Here is a 26,409-nt window from a genome sequence, read left to right as displayed (position 1 = left end):
TCACAGCGCTCCGCTCCCGGACCGGCCGCGCCGGATGAGCAGGAGGAAGACGGGCACGCCGACGACGGCGGCCATCACCCCGACCTGCACCTCCGAGGGCGGCAGGACGACGCGACCGAGGGTGTCGGCGAGGACCACCAGTGCGGCGCCACCCAGCGCGGACAGGGGCAGCAGGCGGGCGTGGTCGGAGCCGACGAGAGCACGGACGGCGTGCGGCACGACGAGGCCGACGAAGGCGATCGGGCCGGCGAGCGCCGTGGCGGTGCCGGCGAGGAGGACCACGGCCACCCCGAGCACGATCCGGTCGATCGCCGTACGACGCCCGAGGCCGCGGGCGAGGTCGTCGCCGAGCGCGAGCGTGTTGAGCAGCCGGGCGCCGCTCAGCGCGAGGGCCGCGCCGACGAGCAGGAACGGGGCACCGGTGAGCAGGACGCTGAGGTCGCGGCCCCCGATGGTCCCCACCTGCCAGTAGCGGAAGGTCTCCATCGTCTGGCGGTCGACGAGCAGGACGCCGGTCGTCCAGCTGGTCGTGGCGGCGGTCAGGGCGGCCCCGGCGATGGCGAGCTTCATCGGGGTGGCACCGTCGCGCCCGACGGAGGCGATGACGTGCACCAGCACGGCGGCCACCGCCGCGCCGAGGAAGGCGACCCAGAGGAAGTCGCGCAGCTCGGAGACCCCGAAGACCGAGAGCCCGACGACCATGGCGAAGCTGGCGCCGGCATTGATGCCCAGGATCCCCGGGTCGGCCAGCGGGTTGCGGGTGAGGCCCTGGAGCACCGCGCCGGCGAGGGCGAGGGCCGCGCCCACCGCGAGTCCGAGCAGGGTCCGCTCCACCCGGGCCTGGGAGATGTTGTGCAGCGGGTGCGACCCGTCCCAGACGGCCGCCAGCGGGATCGACCGGGCGCCGACCACCACCGACAGCACGCACGCGACCGCGACCGCACCCACGAGGAGTGCAGCCACGGTCGGCGTGCCGAGCCGGTGCGGAGGCGTGGCCCCGTGGCCGGCCTCCGCCCCGTGCTCGAGGACGGGCGTCGAGGTCACGAGCCCGTGACCGCCTCGGCGACCTTCGGGAGGAAGGTGTCGATGACCACCGGGATGGACAGCGGGGTCGGGTTGGTGGAGGCCATCGCGATCTCCTTGTCCGACTCGGCGTAGAAGTTGCCCGAGGCGATCGCCGGGATCTGGCCCAGCAGGTTGTCGTCGACGAAGGTCTGCGCGTCACCGGGCTTCTCGACCCAGGTGAGCAGCACGTCCGAGTCGAGCTCGGAGGAGCGCTCCGCGGAGACGGTGCCGTAGAACTCGCCCTCCTTGATCGCGCCGGCGACCGCGTCGGCGTCGACCATGCCGAAGTCGCGCAGCAGCGCGACGCGCGGGTCCTGCGGGGCGTAGATGCCGACGGTGGAGAGGTCGGCCGGGGTGAGGTAGCCGTAGATCAGCGAGGCCCCGTCGAGCTCGGGGTAGTCCTCCTTGGCCGCGTCGATCGCGTCCATGGCCCCGGCCTCCGCCTCGGCGGCCAGGTCGGTGCGACCGAGTGCCTCGCCGACCATCGCGAGCGAGGTCTGCCAGGGGGTCGTCCACGGGAACTCCGGGTAGGCGACGACCGGCGCGATCTTGCTGAGCTTGGCGTACTCCGCCTCGGTGATGCCGGAGTTGGTGGCCAGGATGACGTCGGGCTCGAGCTGGGCGACCTCGTCGATCGGGGCGCCGTCCGCGTCGTCGTACCGGACCGGGGCCTCGGCGCCGGCCTCCTCGAGGGCGGCATCGAACCAGTCGGAGGAGCCGTTGGCGTTGCCGCCCCAGGTGATCTTGGTGGCGCCCACGGGGACGACGCCGAGGGCCAGCGCGTGGTCGTGGTCGGTCCAGCCGAGGGTGGCGACGCGGGTGGGCTCCTCCTCGATGGTCGTCTCGCCGAAGGCGTGCTCGATCGTGACCGGGAAGGCGTCGGCCTCGGCCGAGGTGGTCGCGGTCGGCTCGCTGGCCGTGGCGTCGCTCGAGGTCGAGCCGGTGCTGCACCCGGTCAGCAGCGCGGCGGCCAGGCCGATCGTGGCGGCGGCGACCGTGGTGCGCAGGGAGGCGCGGTTCATGGGAATCTCCATCTAGTGAGGCAAGCCTTAATGAGGGCAGCCTAACTTAGGATTCCCTTACCTACCTTGGGGGGCCCAAGAAATCTTCTGGTCGACCTTCCAGGCCACGCCGGCGAGGGCGACGAAGAGCACCGCGATCCCGACGCAGGCGACCGCCACGGCGGCGTACCCACGCTCGTCCACGTCGAGGAACGGGTAGGGGTAGAAGCCGGTGACCGCACCCCGGACCAGCGTGTAGGCGAGCCACACGACCGGGAAGGCCAGGCAGGTGAGCACGTCGCGCCCGCGGATCCGTCCGCGCGGGCCGAGGGCCACCCAGCCGACGACGGTGAGCAGGGGTACGACGACGTGGAGCAGCTTGTCGGCGAGGTAGTCCGCGCCGGACAGGTCGAGGATCGGGCGCAGCAGGAACCAGTGCACGACCCCCGTCACGACGATCGCGACCAGCGACGTCAGGCGCAGCACGCGCCAGCCCTCCGTGTCCCGGTCCCGGCCGAGGGCCAGCGTCCACGTGACGAGGGCGACCAGGATGTTGGACAGCACGGTGAAGTAGCCGACGAAGCGGACCAGCCGCTCCCCCAACGCCGGCGGGTCCACCTCGTCGAGGACGGCGTTGCCCTGCCAGACCAGCACCAGCTGGAAGAGGACCGCGAAGGTCGCGACGAGCGCCGTCGCCAGGTGCCAGGCCGGGCCGCGGCCCATCAGATCTTGGTGCGGTGGAAGCTCTGGAACGAGCGGCTCGGCGTCGGGCCGCGCTGGCCCTGGTAGCGCGAGCCGTACTTCTCCGAGCCGTAGGGGTGCTCGCTCGGCGAGGTGAGCCGGAAGAAGCAGAACTGGCCGATCTTCATGCCCGGGTAGAGCTTGATCGGCAGCGTCGCGACGTTGGCGAGCTCGAGGGTGACGTGACCGCTGAAGCCCGGGTCCACGAAGCCGGCGGTCGCGTGGGTCAGCAGGCCGAGGCGGCCGAGCGAGCTCTTGCCCTCGACGCGGGCGGCGATGTCGGCGGGCAGGCTGACGACCTCGTACGTCGACCCGAGGACGAACTCGCCCGGGTGCAGGATGAACGGGTCGTCGCCCTCCGGCTCGACCTCGCGGGTGAGGTCGGACTGGTCGGCCGCCGGGTCGATGTGCGGGTACTTGTGGTTCTCGAAGACCCGGAAGAACCGGTCGAGGCGCACGTCGATGCTCGAGGGCTGGAGCATCTCGGGGTCCCACGGGTCGAGGGCGATCCGTCCCTGGTCGAGCTCGGCGATGATGTCGCGGTCAGAGAGCAGCACGGAGGCAGCCTAGGGCCTGCGCGCGGCGTACCACCCGGTCTGGACAATGGTCGGGTGACCTTCCACCGCTTCGTCGCCCTCGGCGACTCCTTCACCGAGGGCGTCGGCGACCCCGACCCCACCCGCCCCAACGGCCTGCGCGGCTGGGCCGACCGGGTGGCCGAGGTGCTGGCCGCCCGCACCGACGACTTCGGCTACGCCAACCTCGCGATCCGCGGGCGGAAGCTCGACGGGATCATCGCCGAGCAGGTCGAGCCCGCCATCGCGCTGCGCCCCGACCTTGTCACGGTCTACGCCGGGGCCAACGACATCCTCCGGCCGCAGGTCGACCTCGACGCCCTGGCGGAGCGGTACGACGCCGCGCTCGGGCGGCTGGCCGACACCGGCGCCCGCCTCCTGGTCTTCACCGCCTTCGACCCCGGTCACTCCGCGATCTATCGCCCGTTGCGGGGCCGCTTCGCGCTCTACACCGAGCACGTCCGCTGGGCCGCCGACCGGCACGGGGCGACCGTCGTCGACTTCTGGCGCATCCACGACTACCGCGACTGGCGCTACTGGGACGCCGACCGCATGCACATGGGCCCCCTCGGCCACCAGCGGATGGCGATCGCCGTGCTGGACGCCCTCGAGGTCCCGCACGACCTCTCCGTCGAGGACCTGCCCGAGGCCGCGCTGCCCGGTCGCCGCGATGCCTGGGCGCAGAACGCCGCGTGGGCCCGCGAGTGCCTCGCACCCTGGATCCACCGTCGCCTCACCGGGCGCTCCTCGGGCGACAGCGTCAGCGCCCGACGCCCCGCCCTCGCCCCGCTCCACCTGCCGGCCGACTGAGAGCCGGTGCGCCCGTCGTACGGGACCGGTGGTGGTCGGGTACGATTCCGGCGCATCCTGCGGATGTAGCTCAGTTGGTAGAGCGCGACCTTCCCAAGGTCGATGTCGCGAGTTCGAGTCTCGTCATCCGCTCCAGTCTTTCCCAGAGGTCAGTGTGTCGCGCCGAGCGCGACACTCAGCCCACCGTCGATGTCGCGAGTTCGAGTCTCGTCATCCGCTCCAGTCTTTCCCAGAGGTCAGTGTGTCGCGCCGAGCGCGACACTCAGCCCACCGTCGATGTCGCGAGTTCGAGTCTCGTCATCCGCTCCAGTCTTTCCCAGAGGTCAGTGTGTCGCGCCGAGCGCGACACTCAGCCCACCGTCGATGTCGCGAGTTCGAGTCTCGTCATCCGCTCCAGTTCACAAGAAGCTCCGCCACGGATTCCGGCGGGGCCTTAACCCGTTTCCGGGGTAGTCCGTGACGATCGGACCCCTCTCAGACCGAATCCGGGGTCCGCTTGTCACGGACTACCCGAATGACATCGATGTAACTCACGGCGTGTCGCTCCCGTGGTTCTCGTGGGGCAGATGGGAAACTTGCGCCCTTTGTGATCAGAGGGGACAGTGTGACGGTCCGCGTCACTGCTCTGATCGAGGTCTTCCCCCATGCCCCTCTCGGACCGCACCCCCGTCACCACCCGCCGGCCGAGGCGTCCTACGACGCTCGCACCCGGTCGGCGGAGCCCCGGACGCGCCGTCGCGGCGGGCCTCGGAGCCCTCGTGCTCCTGGTCGCCACGGCGCCGCTGCTGCCGGGCGGCTCGACCCCCGACGCCGCGATCACGCCGCAGGCCGGCGCCGGGTTGCGGACGAGCAGCACCGCCGGCCCCGGCGTCGTCACGCCCGAGATGCAGGCGGAGATCGACCGCGTGGTCCGCGAGGGCCTGAGCGCCCGGGTCTCCGCCCGGAGCTCGACCCGCGCCCTCGCCGAGTCGGCCGCCCGGTGCGCGACCTTCGACGGCCAGCGCTACTGCCTCGGCACCGGCTGGACCACCTCGAGCGAGCGTGAGGTCGCCGCCCGGATGGCCCGCAGCACCCCCGCCGGCCGCGAGCGCACCGGTGACCTCGACCCCGCCGCGGCCCTGCGCCAGCAGGCCCGTCGGACCCCCACGGCCCGCGCCGCCGCCGAGCGCGCCGAGCTGACCGCCGCCGCCACGTCCGTCGCCAAGGTCTGGCTGCTGCGCCACGAGATCCAGGGCGTGCCGCTGCCGGCCGACTTTGCCGAGCGCCACCCCGAGGCGATGCTCTCCACCCAGGCGCGCGACACGACGACGACCACGTCGACGAGCACCCCCGTGGCCCCGGCCGCCGCGTCCCCGAAGACCGCGGCCGAGTACCCCGAGACCTTCACGATCCTCAAGCAGAAGCAGGTGCGCCCGCAGCAGCGCTACTACTGGTGCGGCCCGGCCGCGGCGCAGATGATCGGCTGGGGCTGGAACGGCTCGCGGCGCGGTCAGGCCTACTGGGCCGATCAGCTCGGGACCACCACCGCCGGCACCGCGATCACCGACATGGTCCGCACCGTCAACGAGACCACCGGGTGGGGCGGCGCCGACTACGCCGGCGAGTACATCGTGCTCGACATCGGTGACTTCACCTTCAAGCAGTGGTACCTGCTGATGATGAAGCACGTCCACGACTACCGCGCCCCCGTGGTGCTCCACCCGATCCTGCTCAAGCAGTACTTCCCCTACCTCGACGACGACGCCTCCGGCCACTTCCAGGTCGGCCGTGGCTTCGACCAGAACCCGGGCGGTCGGCCCAAGCTCGGCTACTTCGAGCCGTGGGACCAGAGCAAGTTCGACCCGTCCGAGCCGCGCATCGCTCGCACCCAGTGGCAGAACGCCTACAAGAGCTTCCGGGCCAACAAGGCGCACTTCCAGCACAACGTCGGCGTCTGATGCTGCGCACGCGCGCCCGTACGACGCTCGCGGGCGGCCTGCTCGTCGCCCTCGGCGCGCTGACGGCCTGCGCGGGCGGTGCCGACGAGCCGGACGGGACGACCAGCCCGACGCCGGAGCCCACGGAGCAGACGACGGAGACGTCGGAGCCGGAGGGCACCGGGACCGCCGGTCCCCTCGACTGGCAGCCGACCGGCCACACCGTCGAGGACCGGGTCCTCCGCGGCGCGGGCTGGACTGCCGTCGCCACCGAGACCCAGGTGACCTTCGAGCCGGTCGGCGACGGCGAGCCCGTCGTCGTACCCGCCGTCGAGGGCCGCACCGTCGACGCGGTGCTCCTCGAGGGCGACCGTGCCGTGGTCTCCTTCTCTGCGGGCAACGCGACCCCGACCGGGGCGGCCGTGCGGGTCGACCTGGTGGCGAGCACTCCCACCGAGATCGTCTCCCCCGAGCCCGCCAACGGCGGCTCGTGGGCCATGCACGACGACAGCCTCTGGTACCCCACGCTCGGCGAGGGCGGCGCCTACTGCCTGGCCACCCTGGCCGTCTCCGACGGCAACGGCGAGGACGGCTGGTGCGCGCCCGCGCGGACCGGCTTCAGCAACCTGACCGCGGACGAGCACGGGGTCGGCCTGATGACCTTCGACGACGCGCGCCCGGTCGCCTGCCGCACCGTCCACGTGCTCGACCAGACGGGCCGGCCGCAGCCCGTCGAGGGCCCGGCGGAGTGCACGGCCTGGGACGTCGCGCCGAGCTCGACCGGGGTCGTCTGGTCCGAGGTGCCGCGCGAGCAGCGCCAGGAGGTCGCCCGCTTCAGCGCGAGCGTCGACGGCGCTGTGGAGTCCCTGGGGAGGGGCACCACCGGCACCCTGGTCCCCTGCGGCGGGGACGCGTTCTTCGTGCGCGACCCGGCCCGGCGTACGGACCCGGCCCGACTGATGCGCTGGGACGGCGCCGCACTGAGCGTGGCCTACGAGTCGGAGTCGACCGGCAACGCCTTCCTCGGCGAGCCGGAGTGCGCCGACGGCATCCTGACCGTGTCGTCGTTCGGCGAGTCCGGCGACGAGCAGGTCTGGGCCGAGGTCGGCTGACGCCTCACCCCAGGTCGCGCAACCGGTCTGCGAGCTCGTGGCCGTCGGCGCCGCGGACCTCCGGCCGGCCGTGCCACGCCGGGTCCTCGCGCATCTCGGTCGGCGTGCCGTGGGCGAGGACCTGCTCGCCCATCGACAGCTCCCGCAGCGCGATCGCCCGCACGCGCTCCGGGTGCTCGCGCGCGAACTCCGCGTAGATCACCGGGTCGCGCTGGCCGTCGTCGCCGACCAGCACCCAGCTGATCGCCGGGAAGTCCGTGGCCAGGCCCCGCAGGCAGGCGAGCTTGTGCTCGCGACCGCTGCGGAACCACCCGGTGTTGGTGGGCCCCCAGTCGGTCAGCAGCAGCGGACCGCGCGGGAAGCCGTGGTGGGCCAGGAACCGCGTCAGCGCGAGCGCGGCGTTCCACGGACCGGTGGAGACGTAGACCGTGGGCGCGCCCGGGCGGTCCGCGAGCAGCGCGGCGTACAGCTCGGCCATGCCGTCGACGGGCTTGCGCGCCTCCTCGGCGAGCACGAACGTGTTGTACGTCGCGAGCAGCAGGCGCGGGAGCCACGTCGTGATCACCGTGTCGTCGATGTCGCTGACGATCCCGAAGTCCTCGTCGTCGGCGACCACGACGACGTCCGCGGTGCCCGGCTGCGCCCCGTCGACCGCGAGGTCGACCTGGTGCCAGCCCGGTGCGAGCCCGGCCCGGGGCAGGCGGGCATCGACGATGCCGGAGCGGTCCGTGGTCACCACGAAGGACTCCCCGGCCACGGTGATCGTGACCTCGGCGCCGCCGACCTCGGCGGTGAGGAAGTTGCGCCACCCGCGCCGCAGCTCGTTGCTGCGGCCGCTCCGCTCCGGGGGGCGGTCCAGGACCACGCGGGCCAGGACGCGCACGAAGTCGGCGCCGCCGTAGCCGGCGTACCCCACGATCCTCGGCTGCCAACCGGCGCGCGTGAGGAGACCTCCGAGCGCGCGGTTCCACCGGTCCTCGACGACGGATGCCAGGTGGGGCCTGCTCATGGCGGTGAGTCTGGCAGAGATCGCTAGGGTCGGCGGGTGAGCTTCACCGGATTCCCCGTCGCCGCCCTCGACTTCTACGACGACCTCGAGATGGACAACACCAAGTCGTTCTGGGAGGCCCACAAGGCCGTCTGGACCGAGTCCGTGAAGGCCCCGATGACCGCCCTGGTCACCGACCTCGAGGCGGAGTTCGGCAGCGCGAAGGTGTTCCGCCCCTACCGCGACGTGCGCTTCGCGAAGGACAAGACGCCGTACAAGACCCACCAGGGCGCCTTCGTCGGCGTCGCGCCGCGCACCGGGTGGTACGTCGAGGTCTCGGCGCGCGGGGTCCGCACCGGCGCCGGCTTCTACGACGCCGACGGCGAGCAGCTCGCGGCCTTCCGGACGGCGGTGGCCGAGGAGCGCCGCGGCACCGAGCTCGAACGGATCCTGGCCGCGATCGAGGCCGAGGGCTTCGAGGTGAGCGGCGAGCAGCTCAAGACCGCGCCGCGCGGCTACGACCGGGAGCACCCGCGGATCGGGCTGCTGCGGCACAAGCAGCTCTTCGCCGGCCGGACGATCGGCTTCGAGCCGGTCGTGCACACCCCCGAGCTGCTCGAGCTGGTCCGCGACGACTGGCGGGCGCTGCGGCCGCTCGTGGAGTGGCTCGCCCGCGCCTGACGCGCCTCACGCGTACCAGGCATCGCTGGTGGCGAGCGCCTCCATCTCGGCCATCGTCAGCACCGGTTCGGGGGCGACCACGACGCCCTCCTTCTCGCCGGTGCAGTTGTAGGCGATCACGTCGATCTGCCAGCCGTCGTCGGTGGCCAGGGTCAGTGACCGCTCGAGGAACGTCGGCGGCACCCCGGCCCCGCCGGACTGGCGCACGTCCTCGCGCAGCAGGCGGGAGCCGTCGGACCGCGTCGTGCAGTCGGGCTCGACGGCGGGCTCGCAGATGTGACTCGGCGCCAGTGGTTGCCCGCCGTCCTCCACCACCAGGGGGTTGTTGTACCACCGGATGCGGAAGGAGATGAACCCGCTACGGACGGACCCGTAGAAGAGCCGGGGCAGGTCCTTCCCGGACTCGTCGACGAAGACTTCGTGCACGTCGCTCGCTCCGGTCACGTCCCGGATCGTCTGCGCCATCTCGTTCGGTGGGACCAGCGGCCGCAGCACGTCCGCGGGCGGCGCCACGTCCGGGGACCCGGCGGTCGGGCCCGACGTGGCGGGCTGGATCGGCCGTGGGTCTCGCGCGGTCTGCGGGTCCCCGCCGAGGAGCTGGGGTACGACGAGCGCGGCGGCGCCGACGACGGCGACGGACGCGAACGTCGTACCGATCCGGGCACGACGCCGGCGGGTGCGGCCGCGGGTCACGCCACCGGCGACGAGCCGGTCGACGTCGGGGAGGGCCAGGTCCTGCGCGGCCTGCCGCAGCAGCAGGTCGACGCCGTGGTCGGGGATGGTCATCAGGAGCCTCCGGACTCGATGAGGTCGTCGAGCGAGGTGCCCAGCACGGCACGCAGGCGGTCGAGCGCCCGCAGCGTGCGGTTGCGCACGGCCTGTCCGCTCACACCGAGCGCGGCAGCAGTGTCGGCGACAGAGGTGTCGTCGAGGTACCGCATCACCAGTACGGCGCGGTCGAGGGGTGCGAGCTCCTCGAGCGCGGCGGCGAGCGTCAGCCGGGTGGCCGCACCGTCCTGGTGCTGGGGTCCGGTCACGGCCTGCTCGGGCAGGTGCTCGGTCGGGCGCTCGTGGTTGCTGCGGCGGCGCTGGGCGCTGATGTAGGTGCGCACCAGCGTGGTGTGGGCGTAGGCGGCGGGGTTGTCGATCGCGCCGACCAACGGGCGGTGCCACCGGACGAAGACCTTGGCCAGGGTGTCCTGGACCAGGTCCTCGGCGCGGTGCGCGTCGCCGCAGAGCATCCACGCAGACCGGTAGAGCTGGGGCGTCCGCGCGCGGGCGAACTCCTCGAACTCGTGGTGCCTGCGGGACATCTCGCTCCTCGGGGTGGGCCGGCGTCAATCCTCAGACGCGCCCCACCACCGAGTTGTTGCACACCCCCACCCCGACGTTCACCGTCCGGTCGGCCGGGGGTGCCACGGTGCCGCCATGGCCAAGCGCACCGTCTACCTGCACCTCGGTCCCGCCGTCCCGGGCACCGCCACCCCCCACGACGCGCTGCGCGACCACCCCGCACTGGTCGCGGCGGGCGTCGCTCTCCCGGCGGTGGACCAGGAGGACATGGACCGCGCCGACATCGAGATCCGCCGCCGGCACAAGGCGGTCGGCGTACGACGCAAGGATGTCGAGGGTGCCTGGGCGCGGGTGTGTCGCAAGGCCTACAAGCTGAAGGGTGACGTGCTGGTCAGCCAGCCCGGCTTCCTCGACGCCGACCCCGACCAGGTCGCCCTGGCGGTGGACGGGCTCGTCGGGATGCGGCTGCACGTCATCGTCACCCCGGACGCGGTCGACGACGCGATCGCCCCGGTCGACCTGGTCGGCCCCTGGGCGGCGTACGTGAAGCGGGACTCGCGCATCCACGTGCTGCCGGTGGTCGACTCGATGACCGCGGACGAGCTGGCCGCGGACCTCGCGCGGGTCGTCCTCCTCGCCCGCGAGGCCGAGGTCGAGCGCCAGCTGGTCAAGCTCGGCAAGCAGCGCCGCAGGATCCGCGAGCGGCTGACCCGGGTCGACGCCGCCTGACCTGCACGCTCAGTGCGGCTGCCAGGCATCCTCGTCGGCGGTGAGCGAGGCGACCTCGGGCGGCAGGGTGCCGTCGGCGAGGTCCTGGATCGAGACGCCCTCGAAGACTCCGCGCAGGGAGCTGCGGGCCGCGATCCAGACGTGCTGCAGGACCTGGGCGGACTCGCCGTAGGCGACGGCCTCGGGCCGCAGGCCGTAGACGGAGACGAGCGGCCCGTCGACGGCGCGGATGACGTCCGCGACGGTGACGGTCTCGGGACCGCGGGCGAAGCGCCAGCCACCGGACTGGCCGCGCTGGGACACCACGATGTCGGCGCGGCGCAGGTCGGCGAGGATGGCCTGGAGGAACCCGTGCGGGATGTCCTGGGCCTTGCCGAGCTGCTCGGCGCTCACCGCAGTGCCGTCGGAGCGGACGGCGATCTCGATCAGCGCCCGGAGGGCGTAGTCGGCCTTGGCGGAGACGCGCATGGGAGCAGTTTGTCAGACATGTCGGTCAAGTCACTCCACGTTGGCCCCCGAGCGGTCCTCGCGGCGTCCGCGGGAGGACGTGCAGACGGCGGCGACAGGAGCAAAGGACCCTGTCGCCGCCGGCCGGGGCTGCGGGACGGCGTACGCCGCTCAGGCGGTCGCGGGCTCCACCGGACGGTCGTCCGAGGTGGCCAGGGCGCGGGCGAGGCGCTCCTGCTTGACCGCCCAGGCGATGCCGGTCACCCACAGGGTGAAGATCACGGCGGCGGTGAGTGCGATGACCACGCCGGGGGCGCCGAGCGACTCGAGCAGCGTCTTGGTGTTGGTCAGCACGATGAGGCCACCGGCCGCGACCCCGAGCACGCGGGCGGCGAGGTGCTTGACCAGCCACGCAGCGATCGGTGCGGCGACCACGCCACCGGCGAGCAGCGCACCGGCGTAGCCCCAGTTGATCCCGGCCGACCCGAGGCCGAAGAGGAAGCCGAGCGAGGCACCGACGGCCACGACGAACTCCGAGGTGTCGATGGAGCCGACGACCTTGCGCGGCTCGAGGCGACCGCTGGACAGCAGCGACGTGGTGCCGACCGGACCCCAGCCGCCGCCACCGACGGCGTCGAGCGTGCCGGCGACGAGGCCCATCGGAGCCAGGAAGGCCACCGAGGGCCGGCCCTTGAAGGTCGGGCGGGCGCCGCCGAGGCGAAGGAAGCGGTAGACGACGTAGAAGCCGAGGCCCAGCAGGATGACCGCGACGACGGGCTTGGCGACCGCGGCGTCCATGTTGGACAGGAGCGTCGCGCCGAGGAACGCGCCGACGAAGCCGGGCACGGCGAGGATCGACACGGTGCGCCAGTCCACGTTGCCGAACTTGTGGTGCGAGGCGCCGGAGACCAGCGAGGTCCCGAGCTCGGAGAAGTGGACGGCGGCCGACGCGGCGGCCGGGGCGACACCGGCGGCGATCAGCAGCGTGGAGGACGTGACGCCGTAGGCCATGCCCAGGGATCCGTCGATGAGTTGTGCGATGAGCCCGACGAAGCCGAGCACGATGAGCTTGCGCATGGAGGTGCGACCCTTCGATTGCCTATGTCTATGGAGAGAGTAGAGATACGTAATCTAGGAGGTCAAGACGTGGAGATACCCAGAACCAGTGATCCGCGACATGTGGCGTTCGTGTTGCGCAGGACCGTCCGGCGAGGCATCATTTTGTTACTGGCGAGTAGCAGCACGGGCTGCTCGCCGCCGGACCCGCTCCGCGGGGACGGCCACCACTGGACCGGATCCCTCCCAGGACCGGTGCCCCGAAACGGAATAGGTGGATCGTGAGCCACTACAAGAGCAACCTGCGCGACATCGAGTTCAACCTCTTCGAGGTGCTCGGCCGGGACGAGGTCCTCGGCCAGGGTCCCTTCGCCGAGGTCGACGGCGAGACCGCGCGCGAGATCCTCGCCGAGGTCGCCCGCCTGTCCCGCGACGACCTCGCCGCGTCGTACGTCGACAGCGACCGCAACCCGCCGGTCTTCGACCCCGAGACCCACACCGCCCCCGTGCCGGAGTCCTTCAAGAAGAGCTACCAGGCCTGGATGGACTCCGAGTACTGGCGCCTCCAGATCCGCGAGGAGCTCGGCGGCACCCCCGCCCCGTCCTCCCTCGTGTGGGCCATGGGCGAGATGGTGCTCGGCGCCAACGCCCCCGTGTGGATGTACGCCGCGGGCGCGCCGTTCGCCGGTGTCGTCTACAACAACGGCAACGAGCGCGACAAGCGCGTCGCCGAGCTGATGGTCGAGCGCCAGTGGCCGTGCACGATGGTCCTCACCGAGCCCGACGCGGGCTCCGACGTCGGCGCCGGTCGCACCAAGGCCACGCCCAACGAGGACGGCTCCTGGAACGTCACCGGCGTGAAGCGCTTCATCACCTCGGCCGAGGGTGGCCTCAGCGACAACACGATGCACCTCGTCCTCGCCCGCCCCGAGGGCGTCGAGGGCGCCGGCGGTCCGGGCACCAAGGGCCTGTCGCTGTTCTGGATGCCGACCTACCACTTCGACCACGAGACCGGCGAGCTCACCGGCGAGCGCAACGGCGTCTACGTCACCAACGTCGAGCACAAGATGGGCATCAAGGTCTCCAACACCTGCGAGGTCACCTTCGGCGACCCGCAGGTCGGTGGCGGCGAGCCGGCCCGTGGCTGGCTCCTCGGCGAGGTGCACAACGGCATCGCCCAGATGTTCGACGTCATCGAGAACGCCCGGATGATGGTCGGCACCAAGGCCATCGCCACGCTCTCGACCGGTTACCTCAACGCCCTCGAGTACGCCAAGGAGCGCGTCCAGGGCGCCGACCTGACCCAGGCGGCCGACAAGACCGCCCCGCGCGTCACCATCACGCACCACCCCGACGTACGCCGCTCGCTGATGACGCAGAAGTCGTTCGCCGAGGCGATGCGCGCGCTCGTGCTCTACACCGCCACGTGGCAGGACCGCGTCCAGGTGGCCGAGCACGCCGGCGAGAAGGACGAGCTGGCCGCCGCGGTCAACGACCTGCTGCTGCCGATCGTCAAGGGCTACGGCTCGGAGCGCTCGTGGGTGCTGCTGGGCACCGAGTCGCTGCAGACGCTGGGCGGGTCGGGCTTCCTCCAGGAGTACCCGATCGAGCAGTACGTTCGCGACGCCAAGATCGACACCCTCTACGAGGGCACGACCGCGATCCAGGGCCAGGACTTCTTCTTCCGCAAGATCGTCAAGGACCAGGGCCGCGCCCTGGGCCACCTGGCGAAGGAGATCGAGTCGTTCATCGCCTCCGAGGCCGGCAACGGTCGCCTCAAGAACGAGCGGGCCCTGCTCGCCACCGCGCTCGAGGACGCCAACGCCATCGTCGGCCACATGATCAACGACCTGATGTCGGCCGACGCCTCCTCGGAGAACGGCGACCTGCGCAACATCTACAAGGTGGGCCTCAACACCACCCGCCTGCTGATGGCGCTCGGCGACGTGGTCTGCGGGTGGCTGCTGCTGCGCCAGGCCGAGGTCGCGCTGGAGAAGCTCGGCGGCGACCCGGGCAAGGACAAGGCGTTCTACGAGGGCAAGGTGGCGGCCGCGCAGTTCTTCGCGCAGACCAACCTGCCCCGCCTCACCGCCGAGCGGGCCATCGCCGAGGGCATCGACCTCGCGCTGATGGACCTCGACGAGGCCGCGTTCTGACCTCACTCGGTGGTTGAGGCGCGAGGAGCGCCGGCGACGAGCCTCGAAACCCGCGGAGACGCGTGGTTTCGAGGCTCGCTCCGCTTCGCACCTCAACCACCGATGTGGCGCCGGCGCACCATGACAGGTGTCACCCCCAGGTCGTGACAGCCGGACCGGGCACGCCTCGCCCGTCCCGGCCACGCTGGAGGCATGAGCACACCTGACCCCCTCCCGGCGATCCGGGCCACCGGCCTCACCAAGTCCTTCCGCCTCCCCGACGGCTCGACCGTGACCGCCGTCGACGCCGTCGACCTGACCGTTGCCCCCGGTGAGATCGTGGCCTTCCTCGGCCCCAACGGCGCCGGCAAGACCACCACGGTCGACATGCTGCTCGGCCTCACCACGCCCACCGGCGGCACCGTCGAGGTGTACGGCGAGGCGCCCGGCCGCGCGGTGGCCGCCGGCCGCGTGAGTGCCGTGATGCAGACCGGGGGCCTGCTCCCCGACTTCACGGTGCTCGAGACCGTGCAGGCGATCGCCGTCCTCCACGGTCGCCGCGACCGGGTCGACGAGGTCGTCGAGCGGGCCGGGCTCGCCCCGCTCGCTCGCCGCCTGGTCAAGGCGTGCTCCGGCGGCGAGCAGCAGCGCCTCAAGTTCGCCCTGGCCCTGGTCCCCGACCCGGACCTCATCGTGCTCGACGAGCCCACCACCGGCATGGACGTCAGTGCCCGGCAGGCCTTCTGGGAGGCCATGCGGGCCGACGCGGCCACCGGGCGGACGATCGTCTTCGCGACCCACTACCTCGTCGAGGCCGACGAGTTCGCCGCCCGCACGGTGCTCATGAAGGACGGGCGCATCGTCGAGGACGGCCCCACGGCCGACGTGCGCGCGGCGTTCGGGGGCCGCACCGTCTCCTTCCGGCCTCCCGCCGACGTGGTGCACCGCGACGGCGTGGACCCGGAGTGGCTGGCCCGGGTCGGGCAGGCCCTGGCCCCCCTCGGCGTGACCGACGTCGACGTCTCCAGCGCCAGCCTCGAGGCGGCCTTCCTGGCCCTGACCGCGACCGACGCGACCGACGTCCCCCCCCCCCCCCCCACCCACCTCGACCCCACCGCCCTCGCAGGAGCTCCCCGATGACCGCCACGACTCTTTCTCCGTCCCGCACCACCGGCCGCGCACCCGGCCGTTCCCCCGCCGCGATCGCGGGCTACGCCGCCCTCGACCTGCGCCGCCAGGCGCGGGACCGGGTGCAGATGTTCTTCGTCGTCGGGCTGCCGGCGTTCATGTTCGTCGTCTTCGGCCTCGGCTCCGACGAGCCGGCCGGCAGCGCCAACGTCGCGATGTACGTCATGGTCTCGATGGCGGCGTACGGCGCCGTCACGGCGACCACCGGCGTGGCCGGCAGCGCGGCCATCGAGCGGACCAACGGCTGGGGCCGCCAGCTCGCCCTGACCCCGTTGCGCCCGCTGTCCTTCCTCGCAATGAAGACCGGGCTGGCGATGGTCGTCGCCGCCGTCCCGGTCACCCTGATCTACGCGATCGGCGCGGCGACCGGGGCGAGCGGCACCACCTCGGACTGGGTGCTCTCCGCGACCATCGTGTGGGCGGGTTCGGCGCTCTTCGCGGTCTACGGGCTGGCCGTCTGCCTGGCCTTCCGCAGCGACAACTCCGTCGGCATCGCCTCGGGCCTGATCGTGATCATGGCCTTCCTCGGCAACGTCTTCACCCCGATGTCGGGGCTGATCCTCGACATCGGCCGCTTCACCCCGCTCTACGGGTACGCCGCGCTGGCCCGCTATCCGCTCACCGACGGCTGGACGCCGACCGGCACCCACGACCCGCTGTGGCTCCCGGTCGCTAACGTGCTCGCGTGGACGATGATCTTCGCGGCGGTGGCGCTCTGGGGCCTGCGTCGGGGGCAGGAGCGGGTGTGACACCCGCGGACACCTCCTCGCCGTCGTACCTGACGGCACCCGTCTCCCCGTGGGAACGGTGGGCGTGGGTCTTCGCCGGGGTCTGGCTGGTGTTCCTGGTCTATCCGGTCATCGAGACGTTCCAGGCGACCGACTCGGTCGCCGTCACCGCCCTCGGCCTGGTCTTCATCGCGGCGTTCGCCGTGGTCTACCTGTCCGGCTACGGCTGGCTCGCCCACCGGCCCTGGCTGGTCTTCGGGCTGCTCGTCGCGCTGGCCCTGGCCACCGCGACCATCATCGGCATCGAGGCGATCGGGCTGACGCCCTACCTCGGCGTGTACTCGGCGCTGATGCTGCCGTCCCCGTGGTGGCCGCGCACCACCCTCGCGGTGGCGCTGCTCCCCCTGCTGTCCCTGGTCGCGGGCGACGGGTTCCCCGTGTTCTTCTTCCTCATGGTCTGGCCGATCATCATCGGGATGGTCCTGCTGCGGCTCTTCACCGAGGGCGAGCACCGTGCCGACGAGAGCCGGGCGATGCTCGCGCTGGTCGCGGAGCGCGAGCGGGTCGCACGCGACGTCCACGACGTCCTCGGCCACTCGCTCACCGCGATGAGCATCAAGGCCGAGCTGGCCGCCCGCCTCATCGACGTGGACCCCGAGAGGGCGCGCGCCGAGCTCGAGTCGATCCAGGAGACCGCCCGCCAGGCGCTCGCCGAGGTGCGCGCCACCGTCGGTGGGCTCCGGGCGGGGAACCTCGAGGCCGAGCTGGCAGCCGCGCCGCAGGTGCTGGCCGACGCGGGCATCGAGACCCGCGTGCTGGGGTCCGTCGCCGACACCGACCCGCGTCACCGCACCCTGCTCGCGTGGGTGCTGCGCGAGGCGGTGACCAACGTCGTCCGCCACTCCCGGGCGTCCTGCGTGGTCGTCGAGCTCGGGCCGCGGGGCATCACCGTCACCGACGACGGCACCGGGCTCGCCGGGCCGGCGGGAGGAACAACGCCTGAGGGCAACGGCCTGCGCGGCATGCGCGAGCGGGTGTCCGACGCGGGCGGCACCCTGGAGCTGCTCGACGCGCGCCCGGGCACCCGCGTGCAGGTGGTGCTGCCGTGATCCGGCTGCTGCTGGCCGACGACCAGGCGCTGGTGCGGGGTGCCCTGGCCGCCCTGCTCGACCTGGAGACCGACCTCACCGTCGTCGCCCAGGTCGGTCGGGGCGACGAGGTGCTCGCCGCCGCCCGCGAGTCCGGCGCCGAGGTCTGCCTGCTCGACATCGAGATGCCCGGGCTCACCGGGCTCGAGGTCGCCGAGCAGCTGCGGGCCGAGCTGCCCGGCGTGCGGTCGCTCATCGTGACGACGTTCGGCCGGCCGGGCTACGTGCGCCGGGCGCTGGACGCCGGCGCGGCCGGGTTCGTCGTCAAGGACACGCCCGCGCGGGAGCTCGCGGACGCCGTACGCCGTGTGCACGCGGGCCTGCGGGTCGTCGACCCCGGCCTGGCCGCCGAGTCACTGATGGCGGGGCCCTCGCCGCTCACCGTGCGCGAGGCCGAGATCCTGCGGCTGGCGCTCGACGGCTCACCGGTGGCGGCGATCGCCCGGGCCGCTCACCTGTCGCAGGGCACCGTGCGCAACCACCTGTCCGCGGCGATCGGCAAGACCGGCGCCAGCACCCGGGCCGAGGCGGCCAGGGTCGCCCAGTCACGCGGGTGGCTGTGAGTGGCTAGGACCCGAGATCGGCGAGCGGGACGTCCGGGTCGGCGAACCTCTCGGGGACCGGCTTGCCCACGAGCGCCCGGATCGTGTCGGTCGCGTCCCAGTCGTTGGCCTGCATCCCGGCGACGACGGTGCCGTCCTTCGCCCACAGCACGGTGAGGCCGGCGACCAGGTCGTCGCCGCGCACGACCACCTCGTCGGCGCCGTCGGGACCGACACTGCCGACGTACTCCATGCCCATGTCGTACTGGTCGGTGAAGAAGTAGGGCATCCGGTCGTAGGGCTCGTCCTCGCCGAGCATCGCGCGCGCGGCGGCCTGGCCCTGGTGCATGGCGGTGTCCCAGTGCTCGACGCGGATGCGGCGCCCGAGCACCGGGTGGTCGTGGTTCGCGACGTCGCCCACGGCGAAGACGTAGGGGTCGCTGGTACGCAGCGTCGAGTCGACCAGGACGCCGTTGTCGACCTTCAGCCCCGCCTCCCGGGCGAGCCGGTCGTCGGGGACGGCGCCGATGCCCACGACCACCAGGTCCGGGGTCACCTCGTGGCCGTCGGAGAGCCGCACCGTCCCGTCGGCCGCCGAGTCGATGCTCGTGCCGAGGCGCAGGTCGACCCCGTGGGCGCGGTGGAGCTCGGCGAACTTCGCCCCGAGCTCGGGACCGAGCACCCCCAGCAGCGGCTGCTCCGCGGGCTCGACGACGGTGACGTCCGCCCCGGCGAGGCTGGCCGCGGCGGCGACCTCGAGGCCGATCCAGCCCGCGCCCACGACCAGGATCGTGCCCGTGAGGGCGTCCCGGAGGGCCAGCGAGTCGTCGAGGGTGCGGAGGTAGGTGACGGGCACGCCGGCGGTCTCGAGGTCGTCGAGCCTGCGGGGCGTGGCCCCGGTCGCGATCAGCAACCGGTCGTACGGTGCCGACTCGGCGCCGGCGTGGACCTGGCGGCGGTCGAGGTCGATGGAGGTGACCTCGGTGCCGGTGCGGAGGTCGACGTCGTTGTCGTCGTACCAGTGCTGCTCCATGACGTGGGCAGACTCGGGCGTCGCGTCGCCGAGGAGGATCCCCTTGGAGAGCGGCGGCCGCTCGTAGGGCAGGTGCCGCTCGGCGGCGAGCACCACGATCCCGCCCTCGTGGCCGTGCTCGCGGAGCTCGCGGGCGGCGTGTGCGGCGGCGATGCCCCCGCCGATGATGACGATGTCCATGAGTGCCCCTGGGTGAGTGCGCCGGCCGCGATGAGCGGACGCTCGCACGCTACGCGCGCGGAGGGTTCCACCGCCACACACCCAGGGGCATCAGGTCGGACCTCGCGGGTCGGACCTCGCAGGTCGGGCCTTCGGGTCAGACCTCGCGGCGCTCCTCGACGTGCGTGGTGCGCGAGCGCTGCTGGTTCATCACGAGCGCGAGCACGAGCGACAGCACGCCCGCGGCGACCAGGATCCAGCCGAGGGTCTCGCTGGCGACGTACTCGTCAAGCGCGCCCCCCAGGTCCACGGCTCCGGTCAGCAGGATCAGACCGAGGACGAGCAGGACGATGCCGAGACCAATACCCATGATCCACTCCTTCGTACGACGGCGCCGGTGCGCCGCCTCTCCCCCGAGGGTATTGCGGGCGCGTCCGGATTCCGCGCACCGGCGGCCCCGGAGGGGTCCTCGCGCGCGATACGACCTGCGGTACCCACAACCGCAGGTCGCACGTCCCCCACCGGGACCTTCCTCGCGCGCGATAGGACCTGCGGTACCCACGACCGCAGGTCGCACGTCCCCGCCGGGCCCCTCCTCGCGCGCGATAGGACCTGCGGTACCCACGACCGCAGGTCGCACGTCCCCGCCGGGCCCCTCCTCGCGCGCGATAGGACCTGCGGTACCCAGGACCGCAGGTCGTAGTGGCCGCGAGGGCCTCCGTGGCGCGACCAGGAGCCGCGACTCAGGTCGTAGCGCCCCCGAGGGGCAGGTCGAGGACCCCGGCTCCGTCGGGGGAGATCCGCACCGGCACGCCCCAGTCCTGCTGGTGCATGTGGCAGGCCGCGCCGTCGCCGCCACCCTCGTCGCAGGAGGCGGCGCGGGCGGCGACGTGCAGCACGCCGTCGCCGACGGCCGGGTCGAGGACGAGCTCGCGACGCAGGTCGGTGCCGCGTCCCTCGCCCTCCCGGAGCAGCGCAGGCGGGGTCGCCGTGACCAGGAGCTGCGACGGCGGTCCGAAGCGGTCGTCGACCTTCTGCCCCGGCGGCGGGGTGAAGGAGATGTCGAGGACCAGCCGGGCGGCCACGTCGGTGACCGGGCGCTGGGTGGTGTGGCTGAAGTCGACCGCCGCGACGCCGGCGTCGAGGGGCACGCGGGTCAGCCGGTGCCCGGCGGACTCGACGACCACGAGGCCGCCCCCGTCGTCCTCGGACCAGTACAGGCCGCTCGGCTCGGCGAGGTCCACGGCCAGCGTGGTGAGCTCGCCGTCGGCAAAGCGGCGTACGGCGCCGTTGTAGGTGTCGGCCACCGCGACCGACCCGTCCGGCAGGACGGCGACCCCGAGGGGGTGCTGAAGCAGCGCCTCCTCGGCGGGACCGTCTCGGAAGCCGAAGTCGAAGAGCCCGGTGCCGACAGCCGTGTGGACGACGGCCGGACCGCCGTCGGAGGCCGGCGCCTCGATCCAGCGCAGCGACGAGGTCTCGGAGTCGGCCAGCCACATCCGGTCGCCGTCGGGCGCGAGCCCGCTCGTCTGGGCGAACCACGCGGTGGCGGCCGGCCCGTCGACCAACCCCTCGTTGAGGGTGCCCGCGGCGACCTCGACCGCCCCGGTCACCGGGTCGTAGGTCCACAGCTGGTGGATCCCGGCCATCGCGATCCACACCCGGTCCTGCCACCAGGCCACGTCCCACGGGCTGCTGAGCCGGTCGGTGCCGTCGCCCTGCATCCACTGGGTGCCGTCGCCCGCGAGCGTCCGCACCTCCCCGGTCGCCAGGACGAGCCCGGCGATCCGGTGGCCGACGGTGTCGGCGACCACGACGTCGTACCCGACCCGCTCGGCGATCTCCGAGGGCAGCAGGCACAGGCCGTTGGGCTCCCGGAAGCCGCCGAAGCGGCGTACGACGCCGCCGGCCAGGTCCAGGAGGACCACCTCGTCGTGACCAGCGTCGGCGACGAGCACGGAGCCGGCCGGGGCCAGGGACGACGGCAGCGGCACGGCCTTGGCCGGGAAGCGCAGGTCGCTCGGCTCCACGACGGGAGGGACGTACGGCGAGTCGCCCGGCTGCAGGGTCCCGCGCTCGCGGTGCTGCGGGACCAGCTCCTCCAGCAGCGAGGCGATGGCGTGGGCGTGGCCCTCCCCGGCGTACTGCGCCACGATGTAGCCCTCGGGATCGACCAGGACCAGGGTCGGCCAGGCCCGCGCGGTGTAGGCCTGCCAGGTGCTCAGCTCGGGGTCGTCGAGCACCGGGTGGTGCACGGCGTAGCGCTCGACGGCGGCGACCAGCGCGTCCGGGTCGGCCTCGTGGACGAACTTCGGCGAGTGCACGCCGACGACGACCAGCTCCTCGGCGTACTGCTCCTCCACCGGGCGCAGCTCGTCGAGGACGTGCAGGCAGTTGATGCAGCAGAACGTCCAGAAGTCGAGCAGGACGAAGCGGCCTCGGAGGTCGCGGATGGACAGCGGCGAGGCGGTGTTGAGCCAGCCTCGGCCGGTGAGCTCGGGGGCGCGGACATGCACCCGGCCATTCTCGCGCGGCGCCGGTGACACCGGTGCCACTAGGGTGCGCCCCATGAGCACATCCCCCGCGGACGGCAGCGGCGACGTCGCGCTGACCGGCTACGTCGACCTTTGGTGGCAGGCCGTCAACGACTTCACCGCCCTCCTCGAGAAGGTGCCCGCCGAGCAGTGGACCACCCCGACCGACCTGCCCGGGTGGGACGTGCACGCGGTCGCCGCGCACACCGCGCACCTCGAGTCGCTGCTGGCCGGGGGCGAGCACGTCGACGTGGAGATCGGCGACGCCCCGCACGCCCGCGGGATGATGGGCCAGTTCACCGAGCAGGGCGTCGTCGCCCGCCGGGACGCCACCCCCGACGACCTCATCAACGAGATCCGGGCCGCCGCGACCGCCCGTCACACCGCACTGCTGGCCGACCCGCCGACCGACCCGGCCGCCCCGGCGCCCGGTGTCTTCGGCGCCATCGGCTGGACGACGCTGACGCTGCTGCGCAACCGTCCGCTGGACCTGTGGATGCACGAGCAGGACGTACGCCGCGCCGTCGGCCAGCCGGGCGGGCTCGGCGCCGACGCCGCCGCGCACTCCACCGACTACCTCTGCGAGAGCCTCGGCTACGTGCTGGCCAAGCGGGTCGGCGCCGACCCGGGCACCACCGTCGTCGTCGAGGTCGAGGGGCACCAGCCCGTCGCCGCGACCGTGACCGACGAGGGCCGGGGGCGCCTGCTCGACGAGGTCCCCACCGAGCCGACCGTGGGGCTGCGCACCGACCGCGAGTCCTTCATCCTGCTGGCCGGCGGTCGCCGCCAGCCCGAGCCCGGCCGCGTCGAGGTCTTCGGCGACACCGACCTCGCCCGGCGGGTCCTCGCCGGGCTCGCGGTCACGCCGTGACCGATGGCGTCCCCCAGCCGCACGCCAGCAACGCCTGGGACCTCCACGACATCCCCGACCTGACCGCCCGCACCACCCTGGTCACCGGCACCACGCTGGGCGGGCTCGGCCACCACACGGCCCTCGAGCTCGCCCGCGTCGGCGCCCGCGTCGTCCTGGCCGGCCGCAGCGACGACAAGCTGGCCGCCACCGCCGCCGCGATCACCGCCGAGGTCCCTCGCGCCCGGCTCGAGCGGCTGGTGGTCGACCTGTCCGACCTCGGCTCTGTACGGCGCGCAGGCGACCGGGCCTCCGCGCTCGGTCCGATCGACGTGCTCGTCAACAACGCCGGAATCATGGCCGTCCCGCTGCGCCGGACCGCGGAGGGTCTCGAGTCCCACATGGCGACCAACCACTTCGGGCCCTTCCTGCTGACCGGCCTGCTGCTGCCGCAGGTCACCGCCGCCGGCGGCCGCGTGGTCACCCTCTCGTCGAACATGCACAAGGCGGCCCGGCAGGCCCCGCTCGGCGACCCTCGTCATCAGGAGGGCCGCTACCGCCGCTGGCAGGCCGACAGCCAGTCCAAGCTGGCCAACCTGTTGTTCACCTTCGAGCTCGACCGCCGCTGCCGCCGGGCGAGCCTGCCCGTCAAGGCGCTGGCCGCCCACCCGGGCTTCGCCGGCACGCACCTGATGGCCAACGGGCAGTTCGGCCGCGGCCGTGGGGGTGCCGCGTCGATCCTCGACGCCGCCGTCAAGGCCGTGTCGCAGTCGGCGGCGATGGGTGCGTGGCCGACGCTGATGGCCGCGACCGCCGACCTGCCGGGATCGACGTACGTCGGGCCGAGCGGCCTGGGCGAGATGTCCGGCACCCCGCAGGTCGTCACCCCGCGCCGGCTCGCGCTCGACGCGGACGCCCAGCGCAGGCTGTGGGAGATCAGCGAAGAGGTCACCGGCATCACCTATCCGTGAGGCCTTCCCGGCGTCGGTGCCGACCCCTAGGGTCGGCCGCGTGAAGAACCTCCGCGCCGCGATCGCCCTCCCCACGCTGCTCGTCACCCTGCTCGCGACGCTGGTCGCCGCCCCGGCACAGGCCCGGTCCCAGGCCGAGGACAACCCGTGGCTCCAGCAGCGGGTGCTCAACATGGCCCACTCCGGCGGGGAGCGCGAGGCCCCCACCAACACGATGTACGCCTTCAAGCGCGCGGTGGCGCTCGGTGCCGACATGATCGAGCTCGACGTGCAGTCCACCCGCGACAAGCAGCTCGTCGTGCTGCACGACGCCCGCGTCGACGAGACGACCGACGGCACCGGCAAGGTCGAGGCGATGACCCTGCGACAGGTGCGCCGGCTCGACGCGGCGCACTGGTTCGTCCCGCGCCGCGGCACCACCCACGAAGCGGCCCAACGGAAGTACCGCTTCCGCGGCGTGCGCACGGGTGACAAGCCGGCACCGGACGGCTACAAGCGCACCGACTTCGCGGTCCCCACGCTGGCCCAGGTCCTCCGTCGCTTCCCCGGCGTGCCGATCAACATCGAGATCAAGGGCACGGCCGACTCCGACACCGCCTCCTACCTGCGCACCGGCCGGTTCCTCGCGGCGCTGCTCGCCGACGCCGGTCGCGACGACGTCATCGTGACGTCCTTCAACGACGCCGCCCTCGCCGACTTCCACCGGCGCTCGCCGCAGACCGGCCTCGCGCCCGGGCAGCAGGGGATCACCGCCTACTTCCTCTACGGCACCCGCCCGATCGAGGGCACGGTGGCCCTCCAGGTGCCGGTGGAGAACTCCGGCATCCGGATCCTCACCCCGGAGTTCGTCGCGCGGGCCCACCGCGACGGCTACGCCGTGCACGTGTGGTTCAGCGGCACGGCGCCGGACGACGCGGCCACCTACAACGCCATGATCGACGCCTGCGTCGACGGCCTCATGCCTGCTCGCCCGACGCTGCTGGAGCGGATCCTCGACGGGCGCGGGATCGAGCGACCGGGCCTGCCGGGCGTGCACCCCTGCGCCTGACGGACCCCGGGCAGCTCAGTCCGAGGCGTCCTTGGGCTGGCGGTCCTGCACCCGCACCATCCCGGCCAGCGTCGCGACGTACGCCGTGCCGTCGGGCGCGAGGGTGAGCGCCGCGTGGTCGTTGTCCATCAGCACCCCGGTGCCGGTGCGCACGCTGAAGTACGACCGCCCGGTGCGCACGTCGATCCCGGTGAGGTACCACGCGCTCACGCCCCACCACGACGGACGCTTGGCGTAGGCGTAGACCAGGCCGTTCGCTAAGGACACCCGGGGGACGCTCGACGGGGCGACCACCTCGCTCGTCCACCGCACCCGGCACTCGCCCCCGGAGCGGTCGGCCGGCACGTCGACCCGGGCCATCCCCCCGGAGGTGCCCCGGCCGAGGAGGGTGCGCACCGGGCTCGCGTAGCCGTGCGTGTTGGCGACGACCACGCCGCTCCCCACACTGGCCAGCGCGGTTCCGCTGGCGCTGGCGTCGTCCTCGAAGACGGCCGCCCGGCAGATCTCCACGCCCGTCGACCGCTCCAGCATCAGGACGTGCATGCGCGGCTCGGCGTTGTCGGTGATCGCGACGACGCCGCCGTCGAGGACGACCGGCGCGGTGCCGCTGCCCCGGGTGGACTGGCCGGCCTTGCGCTCCGTGCCGCGGTCGTACTCCGTGCGCCAGGCGATGCCCGGGGTGCCGGACCCGTCGAGGACCAGCCGGTGGAGGGCGTGGGTGGTGACGACGTACGTCGCGCCGGTCTCGTCGGTGCTGAAGGGGCCGGCGACCTCCTCGCCGAGGTCGAGGACACGCACCTCGCCGGAGTCGGGGGCGACGGTGCCGACCAGCCCGTCCTGGGTGGACCACCAGATGCGGCCGGCCCAGTCGGGCAGCAGGGCGACCAGGCAGTCGTCGTCGGGGACGTGCGGGGAGAGGTCCCAGGTGCGCGCCGTGGTGAGGTCGGGCTCGCCGTCGGCGTCGGCCGTGGAGACCGCCAGCACCCGGCGGTCGGAGGTCGCCACCACCATCCGGTCGGCAGCGTCGAGGTAGGGGTGGGCGCCGCAGACCTCGTCGTCACCGTCCTCGGGGGCGGGGAGCCGCTTGGTCGCGAGCGGCCGCATCGAGTCGGGGTCGATGACGTGCAGCGCGCGACCACCACGGTCCCCGCACAGGCCGACCAGCCGGTCGCGGCTGTCGAGGGCGAGGGTGGCGCACTGCTCGAGGCCGTACCAGGCGGTGTCGACCTCGGGCTGGAGCCCGACCGGGCCGAGCCAGGGGCTGGTGCCGGTGCTCCACGCGTCGCCGAGCGCGGTGCCGGCACCGTTGCGGGCCAGGTGCGGGTTCTGCGGGATCGTGCCCACCGGCACGGGGGTCGCCGACGCCGGCCGGCCGACGTACGACGGGGCGACGAGCACGCCCGGTGACTGCGGGACCGGCAGCCAGCCGTCCGGCAGCAGGACCACGACCCCGGCGAGCACGGCCACCACGGCAGCGGCGATGCCGGTCCCGCGCCAGGTCACCCAGACGTGGTCCAGCACCCACCACCGGACCCGGGGCACGCACAGCGCGACGGCGACCGCGACGGGCACCCAGGGACCGAGGGCCACCCAGGCGACGAGCAGCGCGAGGAGCAGCCAGATCACCGGCACTCCCCCGCGTCAGACATGGCCGCAAGG

The 26,409-nt window shown here is 73.0% G+C and carries 26 protein-coding genes and 1 tRNA gene; 14 read left to right on the top strand and 13 right to left on the bottom strand.

What is annotated here, in order from left to right:
- Genes DAE25_RS18165 through dcd form a run of 4 tightly spaced genes read right to left on the bottom strand, consistent with a single transcriptional unit; the run spans position 1 to position 3,364 of the window.
- Positions 1-1,044: a FecCD family ABC transporter permease gene (locus tag DAE25_RS18165; protein ID WP_234411130.1), complete on the bottom strand. Its 1,044-nt coding sequence runs from the start codon at positions 1,042-1,044 to the stop codon at positions 1-3.
- Positions 1,041-2,099, bottom strand: a complete 1,059-nt coding sequence (locus DAE25_RS18160; protein WP_199907667.1) for an ABC transporter substrate-binding protein — start codon at positions 2,097-2,099, stop codon at positions 1,041-1,043. Before DAE25_RS18160 ends, DAE25_RS18165 begins: the two co-directional genes overlap by 4 nt.
- Before the next feature lie 45 nt (positions 2,100-2,144).
- The gene (locus tag DAE25_RS18155) at positions 2,145-2,789 is read right to left on the bottom strand and encodes a Pr6Pr family membrane protein (protein WP_107767550.1); all 645 of its coding nucleotides are present in this window, start codon (positions 2,787-2,789) and stop codon (positions 2,145-2,147) included.
- Complete coding sequence (dcd, locus tag DAE25_RS18150) at positions 2,789-3,364, bottom strand: dCTP deaminase (RefSeq protein WP_056886495.1); 576 nt, start codon at positions 3,362-3,364, stop codon at positions 2,789-2,791. The genes DAE25_RS18155 and dcd overlap by 1 nt, the downstream gene beginning before the upstream one ends.
- Positions 3,365-3,418: 54 nt before the next feature.
- Between dcd and DAE25_RS18145 the strand changes: the two genes are divergently transcribed.
- The 4 genes from DAE25_RS18145 to DAE25_RS18130 all read left to right on the top strand — a co-directional run bounded on the left by DAE25_RS18145 (position 3,419) and on the right by DAE25_RS18130 (position 7,220).
- On the top strand, positions 3,419-4,192 hold the full coding sequence (locus tag DAE25_RS18145) for an SGNH/GDSL hydrolase family protein (protein WP_107767549.1): 774 nt from the start codon (positions 3,419-3,421) through the stop codon (positions 4,190-4,192).
- 59 nt (positions 4,193-4,251) lie between these two features.
- Positions 4,252-4,327: transfer RNA gene (locus DAE25_RS18140), tRNA-Gly, on the top strand.
- A gap of 509 nt (positions 4,328-4,836) precedes the next feature.
- Complete coding sequence (locus DAE25_RS18135) at positions 4,837-6,129, top strand: C39 family peptidase (protein WP_107767548.1); 1,293 nt, start codon at positions 4,837-4,839, stop codon at positions 6,127-6,129.
- Positions 6,129-7,220, top strand: a complete 1,092-nt coding sequence (locus DAE25_RS18130; protein ID WP_107767547.1) for a hypothetical protein — start codon at positions 6,129-6,131, stop codon at positions 7,218-7,220. The genes DAE25_RS18135 and DAE25_RS18130 overlap by 1 nt, the downstream gene beginning before the upstream one ends.
- Before the next feature lie 4 nt (positions 7,221-7,224).
- On the opposite strand, the gene DAE25_RS18125 is transcribed toward DAE25_RS18130, so the two are convergent.
- The gene (locus DAE25_RS18125) at positions 7,225-8,229 is read right to left on the bottom strand and encodes an App1 family protein (protein ID WP_107767546.1); all 1,005 of its coding nucleotides are present in this window, start codon (positions 8,227-8,229) and stop codon (positions 7,225-7,227) included.
- Between the two features lie 36 nt (positions 8,230-8,265).
- On the opposite strand from DAE25_RS18125, the gene DAE25_RS18120 reads away from it, so the two are divergent.
- Positions 8,266-8,889: a DUF2461 domain-containing protein gene (locus tag DAE25_RS18120; protein WP_107767545.1), complete on the top strand. Its 624-nt coding sequence runs from the start codon at positions 8,266-8,268 to the stop codon at positions 8,887-8,889.
- A 6-nt stretch (positions 8,890-8,895) separates the two neighbouring features.
- On the opposite strand, the gene DAE25_RS18115 is transcribed toward DAE25_RS18120, so the two are convergent.
- Positions 8,896-9,675 (bottom strand): hypothetical protein, encoded by a 780-nt coding sequence (locus DAE25_RS18115; protein ID WP_107767544.1) that lies wholly within the window; start codon positions 9,673-9,675, stop codon positions 8,896-8,898.
- Positions 9,675-10,202 (bottom strand): SigE family RNA polymerase sigma factor, encoded by a 528-nt coding sequence (locus DAE25_RS18110; protein ID WP_107767543.1) that lies wholly within the window; start codon positions 10,200-10,202, stop codon positions 9,675-9,677. The genes DAE25_RS18115 and DAE25_RS18110 overlap by 1 nt, the downstream gene beginning before the upstream one ends.
- A 115-nt stretch (positions 10,203-10,317) precedes the next feature.
- Here DAE25_RS18110 and DAE25_RS18105 point away from each other — a divergent pair, with 115 nt between their 5' ends.
- Entirely contained in the window at positions 10,318-10,911 is a 594-nt protein-coding gene (locus DAE25_RS18105) for a hypothetical protein (RefSeq protein ID WP_107767542.1), read from the top strand.
- Between the two features lie 9 nt (positions 10,912-10,920).
- Here DAE25_RS18105 and DAE25_RS18100 read toward each other — a convergent pair whose 3' ends face one another.
- Together DAE25_RS18100 and DAE25_RS18095 are read right to left on the bottom strand one after the other, a co-directional pair.
- Positions 10,921-11,379 carry an RrF2 family transcriptional regulator gene (locus DAE25_RS18100; protein WP_107767541.1) on the bottom strand — a complete coding sequence of 153 codons (459 nt, stop codon included), beginning with the start codon at positions 11,377-11,379 and terminating at the stop codon, positions 10,921-10,923.
- 150 nt (positions 11,380-11,529) lie between these two features.
- On the bottom strand, positions 11,530-12,435 hold the full coding sequence (locus DAE25_RS18095) for a sulfite exporter TauE/SafE family protein (protein ID WP_107767540.1): 906 nt from the start codon (positions 12,433-12,435) through the stop codon (positions 11,530-11,532).
- Between the two features lie 260 nt (positions 12,436-12,695).
- Between DAE25_RS18095 and DAE25_RS18090 the strand changes: the two genes are divergently transcribed.
- The 5 genes from DAE25_RS18090 to DAE25_RS18070 all read left to right on the top strand — a co-directional run bounded on the left by DAE25_RS18090 (position 12,696) and on the right by DAE25_RS18070 (position 18,176).
- Positions 12,696-14,570 (top strand): acyl-CoA dehydrogenase, encoded by a 1,875-nt coding sequence (locus DAE25_RS18090; RefSeq protein ID WP_056886484.1) that lies wholly within the window; start codon positions 12,696-12,698, stop codon positions 14,568-14,570.
- Between the two features lie 192 nt (positions 14,571-14,762).
- The gene (locus DAE25_RS18085; protein WP_107767539.1) at positions 14,763-15,689 is read left to right on the top strand and encodes an ABC transporter ATP-binding protein; all 927 of its coding nucleotides are present in this window, start codon (positions 14,763-14,765) and stop codon (positions 15,687-15,689) included.
- Positions 15,686-16,486 (top strand): ABC transporter permease, encoded by an 801-nt coding sequence (locus DAE25_RS18080; protein ID WP_234411129.1) that lies wholly within the window; start codon positions 15,686-15,688, stop codon positions 16,484-16,486. The genes DAE25_RS18085 and DAE25_RS18080 overlap by 4 nt, the downstream gene beginning before the upstream one ends.
- Entirely contained in the window at positions 16,483-17,574 is a 1,092-nt protein-coding gene (locus DAE25_RS18075) for a sensor histidine kinase (protein WP_107767538.1), read from the top strand. Before DAE25_RS18080 ends, DAE25_RS18075 begins: the two co-directional genes overlap by 4 nt.
- Complete coding sequence (locus DAE25_RS18070; RefSeq protein WP_107767537.1) at positions 17,571-18,176, top strand: response regulator transcription factor; 606 nt, start codon at positions 17,571-17,573, stop codon at positions 18,174-18,176. Before DAE25_RS18075 ends, DAE25_RS18070 begins: the two co-directional genes overlap by 4 nt.
- A 4-nt stretch (positions 18,177-18,180) precedes the next feature.
- On the opposite strand, the gene DAE25_RS18065 is transcribed toward DAE25_RS18070, so the two are convergent.
- The 3 genes from DAE25_RS18065 to DAE25_RS18055 all read right to left on the bottom strand — a co-directional run bounded on the left by DAE25_RS18065 (position 18,181) and on the right by DAE25_RS18055 (position 21,863).
- Positions 18,181-19,368, bottom strand: a complete 1,188-nt coding sequence (locus DAE25_RS18065; RefSeq protein WP_107767536.1) for an NAD(P)/FAD-dependent oxidoreductase — start codon at positions 19,366-19,368, stop codon at positions 18,181-18,183.
- 136 nt (positions 19,369-19,504) lie between these two features.
- Positions 19,505-19,717 carry a DUF6458 family protein gene (locus DAE25_RS18060; protein WP_056886480.1) on the bottom strand — a complete coding sequence of 71 codons (213 nt, stop codon included), beginning with the start codon at positions 19,715-19,717 and terminating at the stop codon, positions 19,505-19,507.
- 373 nt (positions 19,718-20,090) lie between these two features.
- A complete protein-coding gene (locus DAE25_RS18055) occupies positions 20,091-21,863 on the bottom strand; it encodes an NHL domain-containing thioredoxin family protein (RefSeq protein ID WP_199907666.1) in 1,773 nt (590 codons plus the stop codon).
- 52 nt (positions 21,864-21,915) lie between these two features.
- Here DAE25_RS18055 and DAE25_RS18050 point away from each other — a divergent pair, with 52 nt between their 5' ends.
- Genes DAE25_RS18050 through DAE25_RS18040 form a run of 3 tightly spaced genes read left to right on the top strand, consistent with a single transcriptional unit; the run spans position 21,916 to position 24,750 of the window.
- Entirely contained in the window at positions 21,916-22,752 is an 837-nt protein-coding gene (locus DAE25_RS18050) for a maleylpyruvate isomerase family mycothiol-dependent enzyme (RefSeq protein ID WP_107767534.1), read from the top strand.
- Positions 22,749-23,702 carry an SDR family NAD(P)-dependent oxidoreductase gene (locus tag DAE25_RS18045; RefSeq protein ID WP_107767533.1) on the top strand — a complete coding sequence of 318 codons (954 nt, stop codon included), beginning with the start codon at positions 22,749-22,751 and terminating at the stop codon, positions 23,700-23,702. The genes DAE25_RS18050 and DAE25_RS18045 overlap by 4 nt, the downstream gene beginning before the upstream one ends.
- A 40-nt stretch (positions 23,703-23,742) precedes the next feature.
- On the top strand, positions 23,743-24,750 hold the full coding sequence (locus DAE25_RS18040) for a glycerophosphodiester phosphodiesterase (protein WP_199907665.1): 1,008 nt from the start codon (positions 23,743-23,745) through the stop codon (positions 24,748-24,750).
- A 15-nt stretch (positions 24,751-24,765) separates the two neighbouring features.
- Here DAE25_RS18040 and DAE25_RS18035 read toward each other — a convergent pair whose 3' ends face one another.
- Positions 24,766-26,376, bottom strand: coding sequence for a hypothetical protein (locus DAE25_RS18035; RefSeq protein WP_107767532.1), 1,611 nt, complete (start codon positions 26,374-26,376; stop codon positions 24,766-24,768).
- Positions 26,377-26,409 lie beyond the last annotated feature (33 nt).

This window comes from Nocardioides terrigena (genome assembly GCF_003047265.1).
Classification (GTDB): Bacteria; Actinomycetota; Actinomycetes; order Propionibacteriales; family Nocardioidaceae; genus Nocardioides; species Nocardioides terrigena.
This window is presented reverse-complemented; position numbering and strand designations above follow the sequence as displayed.